The sequence below is a fragment of the Kribbella sp. NPDC004138 genome, assembly GCF_053603655.1.
The window spans coordinates 128,664-150,299 of sequence record NZ_JBSGFZ010000012.1; the positions used below are offsets into that span (position 1 = coordinate 128,664).

At 70.7% G+C, this 21,636-nt stretch carries 21 protein-coding genes; 6 read left to right on the plus strand and 15 right to left on the minus strand.

The features are described from left to right. Positions 1 to 2: 2 nt before the first annotated feature. Entirely contained in the window at positions 3 to 512 is a 510-nt protein-coding gene (locus ACWEOO_RS18785; RefSeq protein WP_359932189.1) for a SigE family RNA polymerase sigma factor, read from the plus strand. A 76-nt stretch (positions 513 to 588) separates the two neighbouring features. Next, positions 589 to 1,716 (plus strand): Gmad2 immunoglobulin-like domain-containing protein, encoded by a 1,128-nt coding sequence (locus tag ACWEOO_RS18790; protein ID WP_452144058.1) that lies wholly within the window; start codon positions 589 to 591, stop codon positions 1,714 to 1,716. Here the strand turns inward: ACWEOO_RS18790 and ACWEOO_RS18795 are convergent. From ACWEOO_RS18795 to ACWEOO_RS18840, 10 genes are all read right to left on the minus strand, one after another. Continuing rightward, the gene (locus ACWEOO_RS18795; protein WP_452144059.1) at positions 1,709 to 3,115 is read right to left on the minus strand and encodes a sensor histidine kinase; all 1,407 of its coding nucleotides are present in this window, start codon (positions 3,113 to 3,115) and stop codon (positions 1,709 to 1,711) included. The genes ACWEOO_RS18790 and ACWEOO_RS18795 overlap by 8 nt on opposite strands. Beyond that, a complete protein-coding gene (locus tag ACWEOO_RS18800; protein ID WP_452144060.1) occupies positions 3,115 to 3,801 on the minus strand; it encodes a response regulator in 687 nt (228 codons plus the stop codon). The genes ACWEOO_RS18795 and ACWEOO_RS18800 overlap by 1 nt, the downstream gene beginning before the upstream one ends. Before the next feature lie 23 nt (positions 3,802 to 3,824). Continuing rightward, positions 3,825 to 4,034 carry a hypothetical protein gene (locus tag ACWEOO_RS18805; RefSeq protein ID WP_359932177.1) on the minus strand — a complete coding sequence of 70 codons (210 nt, stop codon included), beginning with the start codon at positions 4,032 to 4,034 and terminating at the stop codon, positions 3,825 to 3,827. Beyond that, positions 4,031 to 4,453 (minus strand): hypothetical protein, encoded by a 423-nt coding sequence (locus ACWEOO_RS18810; RefSeq protein ID WP_452144061.1) that lies wholly within the window; start codon positions 4,451 to 4,453, stop codon positions 4,031 to 4,033. The genes ACWEOO_RS18805 and ACWEOO_RS18810 overlap by 4 nt, the downstream gene beginning before the upstream one ends. A 98-nt stretch (positions 4,454 to 4,551) precedes the next feature. Further along, the gene (locus ACWEOO_RS18815; protein ID WP_452144062.1) at positions 4,552 to 4,881 is read right to left on the minus strand and encodes an ArsR/SmtB family transcription factor; all 330 of its coding nucleotides are present in this window, start codon (positions 4,879 to 4,881) and stop codon (positions 4,552 to 4,554) included. Positions 4,882 to 4,931: 50 nt separating this feature from the next. Continuing rightward, on the minus strand, positions 4,932 to 5,648 hold the full coding sequence (locus ACWEOO_RS18820) for a 16S rRNA (uracil(1498)-N(3))-methyltransferase (RefSeq protein ID WP_452144063.1): 717 nt from the start codon (positions 5,646 to 5,648) through the stop codon (positions 4,932 to 4,934). Beyond that, positions 5,649 to 6,791, minus strand: a complete 1,143-nt coding sequence (gene dnaJ / locus ACWEOO_RS18825; protein ID WP_359932166.1) for a molecular chaperone DnaJ — start codon at positions 6,789 to 6,791, stop codon at positions 5,649 to 5,651. Positions 6,792 to 6,822: 31 nt separating this feature from the next. Further along, positions 6,823 to 7,845, minus strand: coding sequence for a heat-inducible transcriptional repressor HrcA (hrcA, locus tag ACWEOO_RS18830; RefSeq protein ID WP_452144064.1), 1,023 nt, complete (start codon positions 7,843 to 7,845; stop codon positions 6,823 to 6,825). A gap of 49 nt (positions 7,846 to 7,894) precedes the next feature. Then, on the minus strand, positions 7,895 to 8,998 hold the full coding sequence (locus tag ACWEOO_RS18835) for a Gfo/Idh/MocA family protein (RefSeq protein ID WP_452144065.1): 1,104 nt from the start codon (positions 8,996 to 8,998) through the stop codon (positions 7,895 to 7,897). After that, on the minus strand, positions 8,983 to 9,633 hold the full coding sequence (locus ACWEOO_RS18840) for a ThuA domain-containing protein (RefSeq protein WP_452144066.1): 651 nt from the start codon (positions 9,631 to 9,633) through the stop codon (positions 8,983 to 8,985). Before ACWEOO_RS18840 ends, ACWEOO_RS18835 begins: the two co-directional genes overlap by 16 nt. A 93-nt stretch (positions 9,634 to 9,726) precedes the next feature. Between ACWEOO_RS18840 and ACWEOO_RS18845 the strand changes: the two genes are divergently transcribed. The 4 genes from ACWEOO_RS18845 (at position 9,727) to ACWEOO_RS18860 (ending at position 13,349) form a co-directional block, all read left to right on the plus strand. Then, positions 9,727 to 10,113 (plus strand): EF-Tu/IF-2/RF-3 family GTPase, encoded by a 387-nt coding sequence (locus ACWEOO_RS18845; protein WP_452144067.1) that lies wholly within the window; start codon positions 9,727 to 9,729, stop codon positions 10,111 to 10,113. A gap of 10 nt (positions 10,114 to 10,123) precedes the next feature. Next, positions 10,124 to 10,894 (plus strand): MBL fold metallo-hydrolase, encoded by a 771-nt coding sequence (locus tag ACWEOO_RS18850; protein WP_452144068.1) that lies wholly within the window; start codon positions 10,124 to 10,126, stop codon positions 10,892 to 10,894. A 91-nt stretch (positions 10,895 to 10,985) separates the two neighbouring features. Continuing rightward, complete coding sequence (locus ACWEOO_RS18855) at positions 10,986 to 12,515, plus strand: NCS1 family nucleobase:cation symporter-1 (RefSeq protein ID WP_452144069.1); 1,530 nt, start codon at positions 10,986 to 10,988, stop codon at positions 12,513 to 12,515. Between the two features lie 9 nt (positions 12,516 to 12,524). Further along, positions 12,525 to 13,349, plus strand: coding sequence for a DUF3097 domain-containing protein (locus ACWEOO_RS18860; protein ID WP_359932149.1), 825 nt, complete (start codon positions 12,525 to 12,527; stop codon positions 13,347 to 13,349). Here ACWEOO_RS18860 and ACWEOO_RS18865 read toward each other — a convergent pair. The 5 genes from ACWEOO_RS18865 to ACWEOO_RS18885 all read right to left on the minus strand — a co-directional run bounded on the left by ACWEOO_RS18865 (position 13,324) and on the right by ACWEOO_RS18885 (position 21,593). Further along, on the minus strand, positions 13,324 to 15,903 hold the full coding sequence (locus tag ACWEOO_RS18865; protein ID WP_452144070.1) for a DUF3376 domain-containing protein: 2,580 nt from the start codon (positions 15,901 to 15,903) through the stop codon (positions 13,324 to 13,326). The genes ACWEOO_RS18860 and ACWEOO_RS18865 overlap by 26 nt on opposite strands. Before the next feature lie 92 nt (positions 15,904 to 15,995). After that, positions 15,996 to 17,015: a LacI family DNA-binding transcriptional regulator gene (locus ACWEOO_RS18870; RefSeq protein WP_359942155.1), complete on the minus strand. Its 1,020-nt coding sequence runs from the start codon at positions 17,013 to 17,015 to the stop codon at positions 15,996 to 15,998. A 106-nt stretch (positions 17,016 to 17,121) separates the two neighbouring features. Further along, a complete protein-coding gene (locus ACWEOO_RS18875; RefSeq protein WP_452144071.1) occupies positions 17,122 to 18,444 on the minus strand; it encodes an ABC transporter substrate-binding protein in 1,323 nt (440 codons plus the stop codon). Between the two features lie 211 nt (positions 18,445 to 18,655). Then, a complete protein-coding gene (locus ACWEOO_RS18880; RefSeq protein ID WP_452144072.1) occupies positions 18,656 to 19,756 on the minus strand; it encodes a LacI family DNA-binding transcriptional regulator in 1,101 nt (366 codons plus the stop codon). Next, complete coding sequence (locus ACWEOO_RS18885; RefSeq protein ID WP_452144073.1) at positions 19,716 to 21,593, minus strand: DUF2264 domain-containing protein; 1,878 nt, start codon at positions 21,591 to 21,593, stop codon at positions 19,716 to 19,718. The genes ACWEOO_RS18880 and ACWEOO_RS18885 overlap by 41 nt, the downstream gene beginning before the upstream one ends. Positions 21,594 to 21,636: the final 43 nt, after the last annotated feature.

Here is a 21,636-nt window from a genome sequence, read left to right on the forward strand (position 1 = left end):
GCGTGACACATGAGTCCTCGTGGGATGCCGACGAGGCGCTGACGGCTGTCTACACCGCGCACTACACCTCGCTGGTCCGCCTCGGGGCCCTGCTGCTGCGCGACACCGGGGCGGCGGAGGAGATCGTGCAGGACGCGTTCGTCGCGATGCACGGCCGCTGGAACCGGCTGCGCGACCCGCACAAGGCGCTCGCGTACCTGCGGACCGCGGTGGTGAACCGCTGCCGCTCCCGCCAGCGCCACCTGGTGGTGGTGGACAAACACACCCCGAAGTCACTGCCCGACGAGCCCAGCGCCGAACAGGCCGTCCTGCGGACCGCGGAGACGGACCGGGTGATCGAGGCGATGCGGACCCTCCCGGAGAAGCAGCGCACCGTGATGGTCCTGCGGTACTACGGTGACCTGTCGGAGGCCGAGATCGCGGACACGATGGGCATCAGCCGGGGATCCGTGAAGAGCCACGCCGCGCGCGCGAGCAAGTCGCTGCGCCAGCTCCTGGAGCAGACCGTATGAACGAGCGAAGCGAGTTCATCAGACAACACAGCACGCTCGGAGCCTCATCCGCGCCCGGAGCGAAGCGAGGACGTGGATGAGTGACAACCACAACGACCCGTTCGACGAGCTGATGCGGCGCACCCTCCACGAGGAGGCGGACCGGATCGAGCCGTCCGACGCGCTGCCGGAGATCCGCGCCCGCGCGCACGCCCAGCGCCCAGCCGCGCGGCGCCCCTGGCTGATGACCGCCGGTCTGGCCGCGGTCGGCACCGCGGCCGCGATCGGCGCCTTCACCATGCTGAACGGCGCCGACGACACCGCCAACGACGGCGACGAGGTAGCAGGCCCCGGCACGACGGTCACCGCGACCGGCGCACCGCAGAGCCAGGCCCCGTCGGTCCTGCCCCCCTCCCCCGAACCGTCCGCGGCGCCCACCCAGCCACCGGGCACGTCCCCCTCCGCCATGACCGCCGGCCCGACCGACCGCGGCGTCACGGAACCGCCCGTCAAGAGCGCTGTGGTGCCGGTCTACTGGCTCGGTCAGCAGGTCGGCGCGCGGGAGAAGTCGGCCGTCCGGCTGTACCGCACCTGGGCCAAGGTCAGCGGCCGCCCGGCCGAGCAGGCGGTCCGCATCATGACCTCCAAGCAGCCGAACGACCCGGACTACTACTCGGTCTGGCGCGGCGCGGCGCTGAACACCGTCACCCGCTCGGATGGCGTCGTCACGGTCGACTTCAAGGAGCTCCCGAAGGCGACGCTGGACAGCAAGCTCGCCAGGCTTGCCACTCAGCAGCTCGTCTACACGGTCCAAGGCGCGCTGCAGGACAACCAGACGCCGGTCCAGGTCACCCAGGCCGGCCGCTCGGTGCAGAAGCTGTTCGGCCAGGTCGACGCCAGTGCACCGCTGGGACGCGCCCAGGCCGCGGAGGTCCAGGCGCTCGTCTGGATCGACTCTCCGACCGAGGACCAGGCCGTGGAGCCCAAGTTGACGGTCCAAGGCGTGGCAGCCGCCTACGAGGCGACGGTCAACTACCAGGTGACGAACCTGAAGACCCGGGAGACGAAGAAGAGCTTCGCCAACACCAAGGAAGGCCAGAAGTTCTCGTCGTACTCTTTCCAGCTCACGCTCAGCCCTGGCCCGTGGCAGCTCAGCGTGTACCTCGTGTCGCCGGAGGACGGCCGCGTCACCGACACCGACACCAAGTCGATCCTGGTCAAGTAGCCGGCAGTACGATCGTGAAGGCGGCGCCGCCTTCCGGTGCCGGTCCGGCGGTCAGCGTGCCGCCGAGGCGGGTGACGAGGCCGTGCGCGAGCGCGAGACCGATCCCGGACCCGACCGGGCGACTGCCGCGGTACTTCCGGTTGAGTACGCCGGGCTGGAACGCGACCGCGTAGTCCTCCGATGCCAGCCCCGGACCACCGTCGCGAACCTGGATCGCGAGGGCGCCTGGCCGCCGGCTCAACGACATCGTCAGCCGCGCACCGGCCGGCGTGACGCGGAGGGCGTTCTCCGCGAGACCGTCGAGCACCTGGCGGATGCGCCGTGGATCGGTGGTCGCGACCGCAGGCTCCGGCGGAAGTTCCAGGCGGAACTGCACGCCCTGGCCTGCGCAACGGACACGCCACACCTCGGCGCAGGCGGTGAGCGTCTCCCGCAGATCGACCCGGGCGAGGTCCAGCTGGAACTGGTCGGCCCCGATCCGCGCGAGGTCGAGCAGATCGCTGACCAGCCGTTCGAGTCGCAGCGACTCGCGCTGGATCACTTGGCCGGCATGCCGCGGGTCAGGTGCGACGCCGTCCGCGAGCGACTCCGCGAATCCGTGGACGGCGGTGAGCGGCGTCCGGAGCTCATGGGAGACCGACAGCAGGAACTCACGCTGCCGGGCCTCGCTGTGCCGCAGCGCGACCGACAACTCGTTGACCGCGTGCGCGACCTCGGCCACCTCGGTCGGTCCCTCCACCGGTGCGTGCAGGTCGCGTCGCCCCTGGCGCATCGCGGCCGCGACGTTCGCCGTACGGCGTAATGGGCGCCCCAGCAGCCGCCCGAGGACGGCGCCCGCCACCGCGGCGACCAACAGACCGGCGCCGAGCGCGACGAGGATGTTGCGCAACAGGATGCGCCGCGTGTCGCCCGAGAGCCGGACCGGCTCGACCAGGGCAAAGCCGGAGTTGTCACCGAGACCACGGGCCTCCACCAGGTAGTCCGTGCGACCGACACGGACCTCGGTGGAGATCTGCTGCGCTTCGCCGATCGCATCGAGCCCGGCGGCACTCGCTGCTTGCGTGGACTGTGGATCGGTGGACTGCAGCCCGCGCCGAGGCAACATCAGCACGACGACGATGCCCTGCCCGCGGACGACCTGAGCTACCCGTCCGAGCCCGGCCGCGCGCGGACCGAGGCCGCGCTGGTCCACCTGGCCGGCGATCACGTCGGCCTGGGCTGCCAGCGACTGCTGCAGGACGTTCTGCGCCGACCGCCGCGCCAGCCCGGCCATCACCAGGCCGGCGACCAGGACTGCGACCCCCGCTACCGCTACGCAGGTCAGCAGGATCCGGTTGGTCAACGAGCCGCGGCCGACCGGGACCGCCGCCCGCTCGTCGGCGGCGAGCACCTGCGCCATCAGTCGAGGTCGGCGGCGTAGCCGACGCCCCGGACGGTGCGGATCGGGCTCGCGGGACCGAGCTTGGCGCGGAGCTGGGCGATGTGGACGTCCACGGTCCGCGTGCCGGCGGCGGACTGGTATCCCCACACCGAGCTCAAGAGCTCGTCGCGCTCGAACACCCTGCCCGGCCGCCGGAACAACTGCGCGAGCAGGTCGAACTCGGTGGACGTCAGACTCACCTCGGCGTCCCCGGCCCAGGCCCGTCGCCTGGTCACGTCCACGCGTACCGCGCCCACAGCCAGCACCTCGGCGGCGGTCACCGTGCCGGACGCCCGCCGCAGAACGGTCCGGACCCGCGCGGCCAGCTCCCGTGGGCTGAACGGCTTGGTGATGTAGTCGTCCGCCCCGAGCTCCAGCCCGAGCAGCCGGTCCACCTCGTCGTCCCGCGCCGTGACGAACAGCACCGGCGTCCAGTCCTCCGCCGCCCGCATCGTCCGGCAGATCTCCGCGCCGTCCTTCCCGGGCAGTCCGATGTCGAGGATCACCGCGACCGGACGCATCCGCCGCCACGCGGCGAGCGCGGCTTCGCCGTCCGACTCGATCCGGACGCCGAAGCCGTCGCGGCGCAGGTACAGGGCGATCACCTCGGCGATCGCCGCCTCGTCCTCGACCACCAGGACCAGCCCGCGACCGGCAGCGGTCATCTTCTGCTCCTGGGGATTCGCGGTCAGGGTGCGTCGTCGCCGGCCAGCTCGCGATCGATCGCGTCCAGGGTAGACCCGATCCCATCCAGCTCCTGCTCCGGCGACCCCACCTGTTGGGTCGCCGGAGCCTGGCCGGACCCCTGCTCTCCCGGCCGGTCGGCGGAGCCGCACGCAGACAGCCCGAGGACGATGCCCGCCGTACCGATGAGCACGACCAGCGCCTTGCGTGTCACTTGGCCACCTGGCAGTGCTCGGTCTTGAAGGTCTCCAGCTTCGTCTTGACGGTGCCGAGCTGCGTCAGCCGCTCGGTCCGGCGTTGCGCCCGCTGCTCCAGCCGAGCGGCGGCCTTGTCGTGTCCCTTCGCCTTCTGCGCGGCGGCCCGCGCCTTGAGCCACGCGACCGAGCCCTTCACGTCGGCGCCGCCGTTGATCCGGGTCGTCAGCTTGTCCCGGCGGGCGATCAGCTTGGGCAGGAGTTCGGCGCACAATTTCTGCGACTCCTCCGGGCTCAGCGTCACCGGCTTGTACGACGGGGCGGGGGTCGGCGTGGGAGTCGGGTCGGCGGACGCGACCGTCGTACCTCCCACGAGACCACCGGCCAGGACGACAGCCGACGTACCGGCTGCGAGTGCGCCGCGTACAGACCTGTGCATGGTGTGTGCTCCTCGTGCTCGTTCGCTGTGATGGAACGAGACTCCCCGACGGGAATTCGAGGACGATCGGCGCTGTGTTCGGGGTTTGTAAGAGTTGCTCAGTCCGCGCGGTCGATGGTGGCGGCGAGCAGGCCGGGGAAGGCGGAGTCGAACTCGGGCCGGCGCAGGCGGTTGAGGCGGCGGGCGCCTTCGTCGCGCTGCTCGATCAGCCCGGCGGACCGCAGGACGGCGAAGTGGTGGCTGGCGGTCGCCTTCTTCACCGGCACGTCGAACGTGCCGCACGCGCGCGTCCACTCGTCGTGCACGGCCAGGTCCCGCAGGATCGACCGCCGCACCGGATCCGCGAGCGCGTCGAGTGCGACCTGCAGCGGCACCTCGGCCGGGTCGGCATGGGTGAGCGTGCGGGCGCGGGCTGACTCGACGGGCATGGTCCGATCCTTGTGTTCGGTTGCTGTCTAACAGCGTACGCCGCGGATCGTCACAGCCAACGTGAGCGCGCCAGCAGCGCGGCGGCGGCCGCGACGCCGGCCGTCGAGGTGCGCAGGACGGTGTCGCCGAGGCGGACCGGCTCGACGTCGAAGGCCTTCAGCTCCGCCTGGGCAATGCCGCCCTCGGGGCCGATCACCATGACGACATCACCGGTCGCGGGCGGCTCGAGTGACGCCAGCGGGACGGTGGCTTCTTCGTGCAGTACGACGGGAAGCGCGGCGCCGGCCAGCAACGCGGCGACCTCGGCCGTGGTGGCGAGCGGAGCGACCTCGGCGAACCAGGCCCGCCGCGACTGCTTGCTCGCCTCGAACGCCCAGGCGCGCCACTTCACGAGCATCTTCTCGACCCGCTCGGGGTTGGCCCGGAACTGGCTGCGCTCCGCGTTCCACGGCACGATCACGTCGACGCCGACCTCGGTCAGCATCTCCACCGCCAACTCGGCCCGCTCGCCCTTGGGCACCGCCTGCACCACGACCACCCGCGGCGCCGCCCCGGGCACACTCCCGCGCTCGTCGACGGCCACCGTCACACCGGTCTTGCTCGCCGTGACGACAGTCCCCTCGGCCCAGGCGCCGCGCCCGTCCGTCAGGCGAACGCGCTCCCCCGGCCCGATCCGCCGTACGACGGCCGCGTGCCGACCCTCGGCCCCGTCGAGGGTCAGCTCGGCACCGGACAGGTCTTCCAGGTGGAAGACCGCGACTCCCATCTAGTGGGCGCCGAAGGCGTCGCGGAGGCGGCCGAAGACGCCCTTATGGGTGGCCTGGACATGGCCTTGCGGGCGCTCCTCGTCGCGGATCCCGGCCAACTGCTTCAGCAGGTCGGCCTGGGCATCGTCGAGCTTGGTCGGGGTTTCGACGATCACCTGAACGATCAGGTCGCCGCGACCGGCGTGCCGCAGCCGGGGTACGCCGCGGGCGGACAGCGTCATCGCCGTGCCGGACTGCGTGCCGGGCCGGATCTCCAGCGGCGTCGTCTCGCCCTCGAGCGTCGGCAGGTCGATCGTCGTACCGAGCGCGGCCGCGGTCATCGGCAGCGTCACGGTGCAGTGCAGGTCGTCGCCGTTGCGGGTGAAGATGTCGTGCGGCTCGACCTCGATCTCGACGTACAGGTCACCGGCCGGGCCACCACCCGGACCGACCTCGCCCTGGCCGGACAGCTGCACCCGCGTCCCGGTGTCGACGCCGCCCGGGATCTTCACCGTGACAGTCCGCCGGGACCGCACGCGGCCGTCGCCGGAGCACTCGACGCACGGGTTCGGGATCGTGGTGCCGTAGCCGCGGCAGTTCGGGCACGGGCGCATGGTGCGCACCTCACCGAGGAACGACCGCTGCGTGTGCGTCACCTCGCCGCGACCGTGGCAGATCTCGCAGGTGACCGGCTCGGAGCCGGCTGCCGCGCCGGACCCGCTACAGGTCGGGCACAGCACGGCGGTGTCGACCTTGAGCTCTCGGGTCGTCCCGAACGCGGCCTCGGCCAGGTCGATCCGCAGCGGGATCAGCGCGTCCTGACCGCGCCTGGTCCGCGGCCGGGGCCCGCGGGTCGCCCCGCCGGTCTGGCCGAAGAACGCGTCCATGATGTCGGTGAACGTGAACGCCTGGCCGAAGCCGGCGCCGCCCGGCCCGCCGCCCGCGGCTGCGAACGGGTCGCCGCCGAGGTCGTGCATCTGCCGCTTCTGCGGGTCACTGAGCACCTGGAACGCGCGCCCGATCTCCTGGAACTTCTGGTGCGCGTCCTCGGAGTCGTTCACGTCCGGGTGGTACTGGCGTGCCAGCTTGCGGTACGCCTTCTTGATCTCGTCCGGTGACGCGTCACGGCTGACACCTAGGACGGCGTAGTAATCGGTGCTCATACTCCAGACCAGGGGGTTGATAGCAGAATCGTCATGACTCAGCCAGGATCTGGCTGACGTAGCGCGCGACGGCCCGTACGGCGCCCATCGTGCTCGGATAGTCCATGTGCGTCGGTCCGACGATGCCCAGCGTGGCCAGCACCTCGGACTTCGAGCCGTAGCCGGTCGCGACCACCGAGGTCGTCGCGAGTTCCTCGAAGGGGTTCTCGTGGCCGATCCGGACGGTCAGCGTCTGCGGGTTGGTCGCCTCGCCAAGCAGCTTGAGCAGGATGACGTGCTCCTCCAGCGCCTCCAGCACCGGCTTCACGTTCCGCTCGAAGTCGTCGCCGTACCGGGTCAGGTTGGCGGCGCCGCCGACCGCGATCCGCTGCTCGCCGACCTCGTCGGTGAACGCCTCCAGCAGCGTGGTGACGATCGCCGCGACCAGTGGCCGGTCGGCCGGCGCGAACAGCTCCGGCACACCGGCCAGCGAGGCCGTCGCGTCGGTCAGGCGCTGACCGGCCAGCGCCGTGTTCAGCCGGGACCGCAGGTCCGCGATCAGCTGCTCGTCGACGTCGTGCGGGTGCTCGACGTGCCGCTGCTCGACCCGGCCGGTGCTGGTGATCAGCACGAGCAGCAACCGCCGCGGGCTCATCGTGACGACCTCGATGTGCCGCACACTCGACCGGTTCAGCGACGGGTACTGCACGATGGCGACCTGGCGGGTGATCTGCGCCAGCAGCCGGACGGTCCGGCGGACCACGTCGTCCAGGTCGACAGCTCCGGCCAGGAACGACGTGATCGCCTTCTTCTCGGCGATCGAGAGGGTCTTGACCGTGCTCAGCTTGTCGACGAACAGCCGGTAGCCAGCGTCGGTCGGGATCCGGCCGGCGCTGGTGTGCGGCTGGGTGATGTACCCCTCTTCCTCCAGCGCGGCCATGTCGTTGCGCACGGTGGCCGGGGAGACGCCGAGGTTGTGCCGGTCGACCAGAGTCTTCGAGCCGACCGGCTCATGGGTGGCCACGTAGTCCTCGACGATGGCGCGGAGAACGTCCAGCTTGCGGTCGTCGAGCACGCGCACCACCCTCTCGGCCTCTTGGCACTCAATCCTTCAGAGTGCCAGTCTAGGCGGTCTCGGGCGACGCTCCCAACGGAACGGCCTCGGGGCGCGTCACTGTACTGGCCACATCAAGCGGCTGATCCTGCACCGCGGAGTCGACGAACGACTCGAGGACGTCGAGCACGTGGTAGGCCAGCTCGCCGCTGGCCCGGTGCGGCTCGCCGGTGCGCACCGCCCGGGCCATGTCCGCGACGCCGACCCCGCGCCCGGCCCCGGCGTACCCGCCCGAGACCGGTACCTCGGTCCACTCGCGCTGCTCCGGCGTCACGATCTCGACGGTTCCGTCGAAGCCGTTCGGGTCCGGTACGGACAGGCTGCCGTCCGTGCCGTGGACCTCGATCCGCGGCAGCCGCCCGGCCCACACGTCGAACGACATCAGCACCGTGGTCAGCGCGCCCGACTCGTGCTCCAGCACGCCGGTCACGTGGGTCGGCACCTCGACGTCGAACACGGTCCCGGCCCGCGGCCCGGTGTGGATCTTGCGCTGCTGCTTCGCCCGGCCGGCGCGGGCGGTCACCCGGACGACCGGCCCGAGCAGCGTCACCAGGCTGGTCACGTAGTACGGACCCATGTCGAGAACCGGGCCGCCGCCCGGCTGGTAGTAGAACTCGGGCGCCGGGTGCCACAGCTCGTGGCCGGGCGTCACCATGAACGCGGTGGCCGCGTGCGGGGTGCCGATGTCACCGCGGTCGATCACGGCCCGGGCAGTCTGGGTGCCGGTGCCGAGGACCGTGTCCGGTGCGCAGCCGATCCGCAGGTCGTTGGCGGCGGCGTACTTGAGCAGCGGCTCCGCCTCGGCGCGGTCCATGGCCAGCGGCTTCTCGCCGTACACGTGCTTGCCGGCGGCCAGCGCGGCCTGGTGCACAGCGGCATGCGCGGCCGGGATCGTCAGATTGACGACAATCTCAATGTCGTCAGCCGCGTCCAGCTCGTCGGGAGTCAGCGCGCGGATCCCGTCGTTCTGCTCCGCGATCGCCTCGGCGCGGGAGCGGTCCAGGTCGGCGACCGCGACCACGTCGACGCCGGGCAGCTTGCCCAGGTGGTCGAGATAGGTCCCCGAGATGACGCCGGTACCGACAATGCCGACGCGTGTCACTTGCTCGCCCACAGCAGCCCCCGCTCGATGATCGTGCGGACCTCGGGCGTCTCCAGGTCGTCGAGCTTGTGACCGACCGTGCAGACGAAGACCTTGCCCGCACCCCAGGTGCGGGTCCAGACCGCCGGCATCACGGCGCCCTCGATCCACGGGTAGTCCGGGTGCGCCTCGAACGTCGTGGTGGCCAGCACGTTGTTGGTCGGGTCGTAGTGGATGTAGTACTGCTCGGTGTGCACGTCGAAGTGCGTGATGCCCTCGACGATCGGGTGGTCCGATTGCTCAGGGACGACGTCGACGCGGTAGTCGGTGAAGCCGTGCGGGTGCGAGATGAACTGCCCGCCGGTGATGAAGCTGTAGTCCACGTTCTTCCGGAACGAGTCGGCGATGCCGCCGTGCCAGCCGGCGAACCCGGTGCCGCGGCGGATCGCCGCCTCCAGGCCCTTGAAGTGGTCCTGCTCGATGTCGCTCATCGTCACGCACTGCAGGACGAGGTCGACGCCGTCCAGGTCGAGATACGCGGCGGTCGTGTCGGAGACCGTGACGTCGAACCCGTTCTCCTTGAGGAACGGGATGAACAGGTCGGTCGCCTCGACCGGCGAGTGCCCTTCCCAGCCGCCCCGGACCACCACAGCACGTCGTGTCGTCACACCGGCCACCCTTCGAAAGTTTCGAGATTCCGTTCGGAACAGTTGCGACTCTAGGTCCCGGGTGGAGGGCTTGCCAACCGCTAGGGTCGAAGGATGGGCTGGAAGTTCTGGAAGCGGTCGAATCCGATGGATCCGCAGGAGATGCTCGCGCGCGGGCATGCGGAGGCCAACAGCTTTCCGGCGCCGCCGCGGCCGCAGGACACGTTGCCGGTGGGCTCGTTCGGAATGGCCGTCGAGGACGTCTTCTCGATCACCGGCCGCGGCACCGTGGTGACCGGCCGGGTGCAGGCCGGGACCGTCTCGGTCGGCGAGCAGGTGCTGCTCACCCGCGCCGGGCAGCCGATGCTGCAGGTCGAGGTGACGGGCGTCGAGATGTTCCGCAAGACGGTGCAGACCGCGAAGGCCGGCGACAACGTCGGCCTGCTGCTGCGCGGCGTCAGCCGGGACCAGGTGCTCAAGGGCGATGTGCTGAGCAAGTAATCTCGACCGCATGAGCGCTTGGGCCGAGATCGGCGATCGCACCTGGGTCCGCCGGTACGACGAATGGGACCTGAACGTCGGCCTGGTCGTCGGCGCCGACGGCGCGCTGGTGATCGACACCCGGGCCACCACCGAGGAGGCCGAGCAGCTCCGCGAGCACATCCGCGAGCTGACCGACGCGCCGGTCATCTGGGTCGTCAACACCCACGCCCACTTCGACCACGTGGCCGGCAACAGCGTCTTCACCGACGCCACCGTCTACCTGCACGAGAACGCCGCCGCCGAGCAGGACCTGGCCGGTACGACGTTCGCGGCCGCCAAGGTGATCGACCTCGGCGACCGCCGCGTCGAGCTGCTGTACGTCGGCAACGGGCACACCTCCGGTGACACCGTGGTCGCCGTACCGGACGTGGACGTGTTCTTCGTCGGCGACCTGCTCGAGGAGTCGGCGCCGCCGTCGTACGGCGAGGACTCGTTCCCGCTGGAGTGGCCGGACACGATCCAGGCCGTGGTCGGCATGATGCCGCAGGACGTGAAGATCGTCCCGGGCCACGGCGCGGTCGTGGACCTCGAGTTCGCCCATGACCAGGCGATCGAGCTGGGCACGGTCGCCAACACGATCTCCACCCTGCACCACGCCGGCACCCCGCTCGAGGACGCGCTGAAGCACACCGAGGACTGGCCGTGGCCGGTCGACAAGCTCCAGGACGCGATCCGCCGCGGCTACCAGGCTCTCGGCACGCCGCAACGCCCGACGCTGCCCCTGGTGGGCCCTGGTTAGCCCATTCGGGTAGTTGTCCGTTGACACGACGTCATGCGGTCGCGCAACTTGTTCGGAACGGACAACGCCCGACCGGATGAGGTGGGATCAGATGGCCCAGCAAACTGTTCACCCGGACGGACGAGTCGAACTGGCTGATCCCGACGTGCTCGCGGACAGCCCGTACGCGAACGCGGAGCTCGCCCCGACCCGGCTGCCCGAGCGCACCTGGACGACGTACAACTACGCCGCGCTGTGGATGGGGATGGCGCACAACATCCCCAGCTACCTGCTCGCGTCCGGCCTGGTCGCGCTCGGGATGAACTGGCTGCAGGCGTTCCTGACGATCACCCTCGGGAACCTGATCGTGCTCGTCCCGCTGCTGCTGAACAGCCATGCCGGGACGAAGTACGGCATCCCGTTCCCGGTGTTCGCGCGGGCGTTCTACGGCGTCCGCGGCGCGAACCTCCCGGCGCTGCTGCGGGCCTTCATCGCGTGTGGCTGGTTCGGGATCCAGACCTGGATCGGCGGGCAGGCCATCTACGTGATCATCGGCGAGCTGTTCGGCAAGGGCTGGACCGACGCGCCGGCGATCGGCGGGCACCCGTGGACGATGTGGCTGAGCTTCGCGTTCTTCTGGGTGCTGCAGATGGTGCTGATCCTGCGCGGTATCGAGGGCCTGCGCCGCTTCGAGAACTGGGCGGCCCCGCTGGTGACGGTCGCGTTCGTGGCGCTGATGGTGGCGATCCTGGTGAAGGCCGGCGGGCTCGGGCCGATCCTGTCGCAGCCGTCGAAACTCGGCTGGGACGCCGACTTCTGGAAGATCTTCGCGCCGTCGCTGATGGGCATGATCGCGTTCTGGGCCACGCTGTCGCTGAACATGCCGGACTTCACCCGGTTCGGGAAGGGCCAGCGGCAACAGATCTGGGGGCAGATCATCGGCCTGCCGACCACGATGTCGTTCATCGCGCTGGTCTCGATCATCACCACCTCCGGCACCGTCGTGCTGTACGGCTCGGCGATCTGGGACCCGGTCGAGCTCACCCGGCGCTTCGAGAACCCGGTGATCGTGACGATCGGCCTGATCATGGCGATCCTCGCGACGATGTCCTGCAATGTGGCGGCCAACGTCGTGAGTCCGTCGTATGACTTCGCGAACGCGTTGCCGCGCTGGCTGAACTTCCGGACCGCGGGCCTGCTGACCGGAGTGATCGGCGTCGTGATCCAGCCGTGGCGGCTGATCTCGGACCCGTCGATCTACATCTTCGTCTGGCTGTCGTTCTACGGCGGGCTGCTCGCCTCGGTGGCCGGCGTCCTGATCGCGGGCTACTGGGTGCTCGACCGGACGAACCTGGCACTCGCCGACCTCTACCGGCCAGGCGGCCGCTACTGGTACAACGCCGGCTGGAACTGGCGCGGTGTCGTCGCCACGCTGTTCGGATCGCTGCTCGCGGTCGGCGGCGCGTACTCGAACCCGGGCGCCGGCCCGTTCCCGGCCGACGGCCTGATCCCGTTCCTCAAGCCGCTGTACGACTACTCGTGGGCGGTCGGCCTGGTCGCCGGGTTCCTGGCCTACTACGCGCTCACGCTCACCGCGCCGAGCCGGGCGTCAACACCGACCACCACGGCTCCCAGTTATTAGCATTGGCGCGTGGCTGACAGGTATGGGAACGACGTACTCGCGGGTGACTGGCGCAAGCCCAAGAACGGGCGGACCGTCGAGGTCGAGATCGAGAAGGGCATGGTCGTCGAGGAGCCGAGCTCGGGCTTCGTCGGCGCGATCGTGCGCTGGGAGCACGGCGTCGTCGACCTCGAGGACCGGCACGGCAAGATCCGCACCTACCCGCTGGGCCCGGGCTTCTGGCTCGACGGCAAACCGGTCAGCCTGAAGCCGCCGAAGAAGGCCGGCCCGGCGAAGAAGACCCGGACCGCGTCCGGATCGGTGGCCGTCGACAACGTCCGGGCCAAGGTCGCGCGGGCCAGCCGGATCTACGTCGAGGGCCGGCACGACGCGGAGCTGGTCGAGAAGGTGTGGGGCGACGATCTGCGGATCGAGGGCGTCGTGGTCGAGTACCTCGAGGGCGTCGACGACCTGGTCCAGATCGTCAACCGGTTCCAGCCCGGGCCCGGGCGGCGGCTCGGCGTCCTCGTCGACCACCTGGTCGAAGGGTCGAAGGAGTCGAAGATCGCGGCCCAGGTGACGGACCGCTACGTGCATGTCGTCGGGCACCCGTTCATCGACATCTGGGAAGCGGTCAAGCCGTCGTCGGTTGGCATCAAGGCGTGGCCGCGGATCCCGCACGGCCAGGACTGGAAGAAGGGCGTGCTGCAGGCGTTCGGCTGGCCGGCCACCGACCAGGCCGACGTCGCCGCGGCCTGGAAGCACATCCTGTCCAAGGTGAACAGCTTCGCCGACCTCGACCCCGCCCTGCTCGGCCGCGTCGAAGAACTCATCGATTTCGTGACGCTGGACTGATCTCGGGCATCCGCCGCTCGATCCAGGACCGGATCCGGCGGCGGGTACGGCGGACGTACCAGGTCACCACGCCGAGCACCGCGCTCAGCGCCAGCACCGCGCCGGCCAGCACCGCGGCCGGGATCCGGACGGCGTCGACCAGCCCGGACAGCACGAGCAGCAGGACACCGGCCGCAGCTGTTGCTGCGGGCAACCATGGCTCGAAGACCGCGGGCCGGCGCGCGGGGCTCAGCTTGGCGCCGCGCACCATCCGGTCCCAGACCGTCTGCCGTGCCGGTTCGGTGAACCAGCGCGCGGCCCCCAGCAGCCACGAACCCGGCTGCTGCTTGCGGCCCGCGGCCGCCTTCACCCAGTCGCCGACCTGCGGACCGAGGCCGCCCGACACGTCGACCATCCGGTCGGCGAGGCCCTTGGTGATCGCGCGGCCCTCGGGGGACGCGTTCAGCTCGTCCCGCATCGTCACCAGCGCACCGAGGCCGGCGTCGACCGGGAAGTCCCTGGCCAGCCGCTCGATCCGGCCGGCGACCGCGTCGAGCTCCCAGCCCTCGGCCCGCAGCACCTCGCGCTGCGTCTCGCGGATCCAGTTGGCGTCCGCACCGAGCATCGAGCCGAGATGTGCGACGCAGTGCAGGCGACCCATCAGCCAGTCCCATCGCCGCCAGTCGGCCGCGCCGAACGCGCCGAAGTGGCCGACCTGGCTGCCGTACAGGATGCGGTCCTTCAGCTGGTTGGCGATCGATCCTTCCTGCAGCTCGTCCAGCACCGCGAGCGGGATGTCCGGCCCGAGGCGCAGGAACTGGAACGGCGCGCTGCGCTGCTGCGGCGTGCGCGCCGACGTACAGCGGGACACGATCTCGACCTCGACCGCGGTGTCGACGAGCTCCCAGCCGATCACCGAGATCAGCGCGGCGAACGCGTCGCCGAGCGCGCGCTGGATCTGCAACTGCTCGAAGATGTCGTTCAGCCCGACCGCGACCGCCTCGGCGCCGCCGGCCGGGCGCAGGTCGAGATCCGCGGCCGCCAGCTCCGCGTTCAGCGCGTCCCGGACAGCCTGGACCTTCATCAGGCAGTCGCTCGCCGCGGTCAGCCGCTTCTCCAGGTCGGCGCGCTCGGTCGGCGCCGCGGCGCCGACCCGGTTGCGCAGCGAGCGCAGGATCAGCCGGACGATGCGCTCGGCGGCGCCGGTCCCCCACAACCAGCTCGGGTTGCCCTCGGCATCGTCGCGGATCGCCGCCGTCGAGCCGTCCGGGCCGGGCACCCAGGGATGCTCGGTGGTCAGGATCTCGTCGATCTCCGACTCCGACAGGGCGGTCGCGGCGTCCAGCACGGTCGACTGGTCGTGACTGGCGATCGTGACCGCCTCCCACACTCCGCCGGCCGCACGTCCGCGGGCGTAGGCCGGCTGCAGCGCCTCGGCCGCCGCCTTCAGCCGCGCCCGGTCCTCTGGTTGCTTCAGGCAACGGTCGAACAGCCGCTGGGTGTCCGACCAGGACGCGTCCGCCTCCAGGAGCAGCCGCTCCAGCTGCTCGACGTCGGAGCGGAAGTCGACCTCCCGCGGGAACTGGACCGCAGACAGCGCCGCCACCCGCCAGCTCGGCTCCTTCGCGCCGGGCAACGCGGTCGCCGCGCGCCCGATCCCCGCCGACGGTACGACGTACAGCACGTAGCGGCTGGCCTTGCCGGCGACCGGGCGCCGGGCGACGACGTCGAGCACCGGGCCGAACGGGGCGTTGTCGAGGACGCCGCCGTCGATGAGCCAGGAGCCGGACTCGGCCGGGCCGGGCTGGATCCGGGGCGGTTGCGCGGCCAGCTCCGGCGTCTCCAGCACCGGGCCGAAGGCCGCCGGGAACGACGCGGACGCACGGGCCGCGCGCGCCAGCAGGTCGGTGTCCTTCAGCCCGTTCTTCACCTCGACGGTGAACTCCCGGCGCACACCGTCGTACGTCGGCGCGTCCTCGCTCGTGAAGCCGAACAGGTAGCGATGGTCCGGTACGACGAACGCCTGCCCGGCCGCGTCCTTCGCCTCGAACTGCTGCACACCCAGCCCGGACGCGGTGACGAACAGCGTCACCGGCTCCTCGGCGTCGCTCTCGCCCGCGTCGGCGACACCCTTCAGCAGGTCCTCGAGCTGCCGCAGGAAGTACTTGCCGTCGAGCACCGACGTCGACTTCGCGCCCGCGGACGGGACCAGCTTGCCGACGTCGAGCGACCCGAGCCCGACCCATTTGCGGCGCAGCCACGGACCGTCGTCGCCGTCGGGGTCGAGGGTCGAACCGTTCGCGATCGCGGTCGCCAGCAGCGAGCCGTTCAGGCCGCCGGCGCTGGTCCCCGCGATCACGTCGACGACCACACGGCGCCGTTCCGCGCCTTTGTGGCACAACTCCCGCCAGCGGTCCGCGAGCACCGCGTCGTACTGCTGCGGGCCGGGCGCACCTTGGTCGCCGGACGCGCGCCGGATCAGATCGAGCTCATGCGTCACCCCGCCCATCCAGACCGCCAGGCTGACACCACCGTTCAGAACCAGCGCGATCCGGATCTCGTGGTCAGTCGACATGGGCGCCCCCTCTCACCCAGAGATACCACAGCGTTGCGCTCGAGGTGGGGTGGTCGCGGTTCGCGTGTTGGCGACGCCGGCGCCGGTGCCTGTCAGGCGCTGTCGCGGATGATCAGTTCGGTGTCGTAGATCTCCGGCGTGGTGTGTTCGGCGCCGCCGATCTTGGCCAGCAGGATCTCGGCGAGGCGGGCGCCGAGTTGTTCCACGGGCTGGCGGACGGTGGTCAGCTTCGGGGTCGTCGTGGTCGCGAGGACCGAGTCGTCGAAGCCGACCACGGCGACGTCCGCGGGCACCCGGCGGCCGTGCTGCGACAGCACCCGCAGCGCCGCGGTCGCCATCAGGTCCGACGCCACGAACAGGCCGTCCAGGTCCGGGTGCTCGTCCAGCAGGCGCAGGGCCGCCTGCTCGCCACCGTCGGCGGTGAAGTCGCCGTACGCGATCATCGCGGGCAGGCCGGCTTCCTTCATCACTTCCTGGTAGCCGGTCAGGCGGTCGATGCCGGCCGTCATGTCGAGCGGTCCGGCGACCGTCGCGATCTTGCGGCGGCCGATCGACAGCAGGTGCTCGACGCCGGTCCGGGCGCCGGCGACGTTGTCCACGTCCACACTCGCCACCGGCACGTCGACCCCGAGCGGCCGCGCGCTGAACACGATCGGCAGCGGCAGCTGCGCGAGCTCCTGCAGCACGTTGTCGCGGCCGTGGTGGCTGATCACGATCGCGCCGTCGACGTGCCCGCCGCGCAGGTACCGCAGCAGACGCTGGTCGTCGGCTCCGGTCGGTTCCGCAGCCGGCTCGATCAGCAGCACGAGCTGGGACGGCGTAGGCGCGAGCGTCCGGCTGACGCCGCTGAGCATGCCGGCGAAGAACGGGTCGGAGAACACCCGGCTGTCCGGTTCCGGGACGACAATCGCAATCGAGTCGGTCCGCCGCGTCACCAGCGCGCGGGCCGCCCGGTTCGGCACGTAGCCGAGCTGCAGGATCGCCTGCTCGACCGCCGCGACGGTGTCCGGCAGCACCTTCGGCGATCCGTTCACCACCCGCGAGACGGTCGCCCGCGACACCCCGGCGAGCGCCGCGACCTGCTCCAGTGTCGGAGAACCAGACCCGTTCATCGGCCCTCCTCAGTTCTCGATTGGCCTGCGTTCACACCGTAGTACGTCCGAGGACGAACGTGCGTCGGTCGTTGCCGGGAGGAGCGGGTGTGTTGGCAGAAATCCTTCAGTTGCCGGCGCGGGTGTTCGCGGTCTTCTCCGCCTCGGCGAGCGCCTGGTCCCAGGCCGCGGCCGAGGTCTGCTTGCCGTCGTCGACGCGCGCCAGCGCCGCGCTGAAGATCTGGTTGATCTCTCCGTCGCGAGGACCCTTGTGCTGCTTGAGGATCACGTTCCGGGCGCGGTTGACGAAGATCTGCCCGACCGGCGCGTTGTTGAAGTACGCGTTGACCTGCGACTTAACCTGCGGGTCGTCGTAGGCGTCGACCGTCGACGGGAACGAGCCGATCTTCTTGAAGACCTTCACCTGCTGCTCCGGCGCGGTCAGCCAGGCGGCGAGCTTCGCGGCCTCCTCGGGGTGCGGCGACTGCGCCGGCACCGTCAGGTACGAGCCGCCCCAGTTTCCGCCGCCGCCCGGGAACACGTCGGCGACGTCCCACTTGCCCTTGCCGTAGGCGCCGGCGTTGTCCTGGATCACGCCGAGCAGCCAGCCCGGGCAGGCCATCGTGGCGAACTTGTCGCTGCGGAACGCCGCGTTCCACGCGTCGCTCCAGGCCGGCAGCCGCGCGGACAGCCCGTCCTTGCTGCCCCCGACCACCTGGTCCCAGGTGTTCTTCAGCAGCGGGTTCTCGTCGCCGAGGAAGCGGTCCTCGTTGGAGTAGTAGGCCTGGATCAGCTGGTTGCGCATCGCTTCCCAGGTCAGCACCGCGGAGTCGTACCAGGCCGAGCCCGGCACGCGCTGCTTGAACTTCCGGCCGGCCGCGAAGTACGACGGCCAGTCCTGGAACAGCTCGGCCACCTTGGCGCGGTCCGTCGGCAGCCCGGCCTTCGCGAACAGGTCGCGGCGGTAGCAGATCGCCTCCGGGCCGATGTCGGTGCCGTAGCCGATGATCTTGCCGTCCTGCGTGGTCGCGCCGGCCACCTTCCAGTCCAGCCAGCGGTTCCGCAGGTCGTCGCCGCCGTACTGGCGCAGGTCGACGAACTTGTCGTCCTTGGCCAGGTACTTGTAGATCCAGCTGACTTCCATCGCCTCGATGTCGGCCAGGCCGGTGCCGCGGGCCAGGTTCGCGTCCAGGTTCTTGACGTGGTCGTCGACGGTCTTGGCGTGCTTCTCCACGATCGTGATGTTCGGGTGCTGCGCCTCGTACTCGGCGTACAGGTCGGCGTACCCGAACTCGTTGAAGGTGGCGATGGTCAGCTCGATCTTCGGCCCGTCGGCACTGGACCCGGCCGATTCGGTGCTGCCGGAACCACCGCCGCAGGCGGCGACGAGCAGGATCGCGGCGCACGCCAGCACGCCGGCTACGGGGCGATAGCGGGCACTGGGCCGCATGCAAAGCTCCCTGGAACTGGACGGAGTTGAGAGCGCTCTCGGATCGCGAAAGTGAGCTGAGTCTCAGGGGTCCGCACTGGATATGTCAAGCACCCTGTCGTCACTCTGAGATACGAGGCCGAACAGGTCCGGACATAATGTCATCGCTGGTCACGCTGCGAATCACGGCGATCACCGAGGGCGCTGAACGCTGGGAGTTCGCTGTGCGTGATCAGCGCTTCACAGGCGGGCCGACGGAGTCGCGGACCACGACGACGGTGCCGAGCGTGGTCATCGGCTGCTGGTGCGCGAACGGATCCGCACTCGGCTCCTGACCCGCCAGACCGGCCCGTACGGCGGCCCGCCCGAGCTCCTCCAGCGGCACCCGGACCGTGGTCAGCGCCGGCTGCAGCTCGGTCGCCACCGGTACGTCGTCGTACCCGACCACCGAGACGTCGTCCGGGATCCGCAGGCCGCGCTCGCGCAGGGCGGCGTACACACCGGCGGCGACGATGTCGTTGGCGGCGAAGATCGCGGTGAAGTCGAGGCCGTCAGCGAGGGCTTTGAGCGTTTGCTGATAACCCCATTGGCGGCCGAACGCGCCGGTCCGGACCAGGCGCGGGTCATGCTCCAGCTTGCGGACCGCGAAGGCCTGGTGGAAACCGCGCAGCCGGGCGGTGGTCGTGGACAGGCTCGTCGGGCCGCCGAGATAGAGGATCTTGGTGTGCCCGGCGCTGAGCAGGTGGTCGGTGATCGCGGCGGCGCCGCCGATGTTGTCGTACTCCACGGCGTACGCCGGGACGCCGTCCTCCAGCCCCGGCCGGCCGCACAGCACCAGGCTGGACCCGCTGCTCGCCAGCTGCCGGGCCCGCTGCCCGACCGCGGCGAAGTACTCCTTGTCCTCGACCGCGCCGCCGACCAGGATCACGGCGTCGGCGCGCTGCTCGAGCAGCAGGTCGACGAACCGCAGCTCGGCGGCCTCACCGCCCTGCGTCGAGCAGACCAGGCAGAGCCGCCCGGAGGCGAGCGCCTCGGCCTGCACGCCGCGGGCGATGTAGGCGAAGAACGGGTCGACGATCTCGCTGACCACGATGCCGACGACGCGGGTGGTGGAACCGGCCAGCGCGCGGGCGTGCGCGTTCGCGACGTACCCGAGGTCGCGCATCGCGCGCTCGACCGCGGCCCGGGTCGAAGCCGCCACCGGATAGTTGCCGTTGACAACTCGGGAGACGGTCGCGGTGGAGACACCGGCCCGGGCGGCCACGTCCCGGATCGTCCGGGCCGCCTCGGGGTCACGCCGGCGCGCCCGTGTCCGGGGCGGTTCCGCCGCCATCACCCACCTCCTCACCCAGCTGTACGCCGGCCCGGGTACCGTCGGCGAACCGCACGGAGACGTGGAACCCGTCCACCGTCACCTCGATGCTCTCCGCCAGCTGCCGCGGCCAGACCGTGTCGCCGGACAGTACCACCGCCGAGACCAGCACCCGCGGACCTTTCCCATCGTGCTCGGCGTCCAGGTACGGCGTGGCGGAATGCGGGCCGAACGCGTTGGTGTCGAGCCCACGCCGTACGTCGGCGCCGCCGTAGCCGTACAGGCCGATCATCGCGGTGGTCAGCCGATCGATCCGCGTCGCCCGCGCCCAGACATCGCCGGTCTTCGCCTCGGGGCGGTGCTCGCTCGCGACGGCGTACCCTCCGTGCCGCACAACTCCGGCCGGGCCGTCCACGAGGACGCAGCGCACCTCGATGCGCCCGTGCACCAGGCTCGCGACCTCGATCCGCGACTCGCCCGCCTGCCACCAGGAATGCCCGTCGGCGATGCGCTCGATCCGGGTCCGCTTGCCGGCCAGGCTGATGTGGTTGTCGAGCTGCTCGTCGGTGAACTCGGGGCCCGTCCGGCTCGAGTAGGCGAGACGGTTGTAGTGCGGATCGCCTTCGGCTCCGTGGTCGCTGCCGTGGTTGAGGAGGCGGACCAGGCCGTCGTGCTTCGTCGCCTGGACGAGGAAGCCCGGCGCCGGCATCGCGCGGATCTGGTCGTGCTCGTCTAGCGGCAGCGCGGCCTCGCGGGCGGTCCACACCTCGTGGCCGGCCGGGAGCAGCAGCCCGAGGAATCCCTTGGACGCCCAGTACGGCGACGCGGGTCCGGAGTACGGCTGCGTCGTCGGCAGGAAGTGGTGGTGCCAGCCGAGTGTCAGGAGGCCGTTGCCGTCCGGCACACCGTGGTCGACGAAGTGTCTGAGGGTGCCCGAGCAGAGGCGACGGGTCTGACCCGGAGTGAGCGGCGTGGCGTCGAGGAGCGCGCCCATCCAGTACGGCGCCGCGGTGGCCATCCGGTAGCAGAGGGAGCGACCGAAGTGGATCGGTGCGCCGTCGGTGCCGGTCAGATGGACGGCGTCCTCGAGGAAGCGGTGCAGACGTTCCTTGTAGACCTCGAGGCGGCCGTCCGCAGCAGGTCCGGCCATCCGCGTCCACAGGCCCGGGTACAGGTGCATCGCCCAGCCGATGTAGTGGTCGAAGTTCTGCCCGGGGCCGTCGGAGTACCACCCGTCGCCGACGTACCAGTCCTCGATCCGGTCGAGGCCCGCGTCGATGTCGTCCTGCGCGTACGGCGCTCCGACGGAGGCGAGGAACTGCTCGCCGACCACCTGGAACAACCGCCAGTTGTTGTCCCACGTCCGTGACCCGACGAACCCGCTGAGCCAGTCGACGACGTGTTGCTGCTCGCGTCCATCGAGCTTGTCCCACAGCCATTCCCGCGACTCGTGCAGACCGACCGCGATCGCCGCCGCCTCCACCATCTGCTGCGAACACGGCGTCAACCGCGGCCACTCACCCGCCGCACCAGCCACCAGCCCACGCGCGTACCGCTCGACCAGCCGGTCGTCTCCCCCGGTCGCAGCAATCCGGAACGCGGCCAGCAGGAACGACCGAGCGAACCCCTCCAGCCCGTCACAGTCCGCCCCCGACCAACTCCCCCGCCCCGGCAACCGCACCTGCGCCCCACTCGCCGTGAACCAAGGCACCAACGAATCGAGCAAGTGATCCGCCACCGCCAGCCAGGTCTCCCGCGTGTACCCGGTCCGCGAGGAAAGAACCCGATCCGGCGCCGGCAACCGCAACTGCCGCACACGCCCCTCCTGCTCCGCATCCACACCCCACCCGGCGCTCACGCGCCCCACCCCACTCCGCAGGCACGCGGCGTCACAGCCGGAT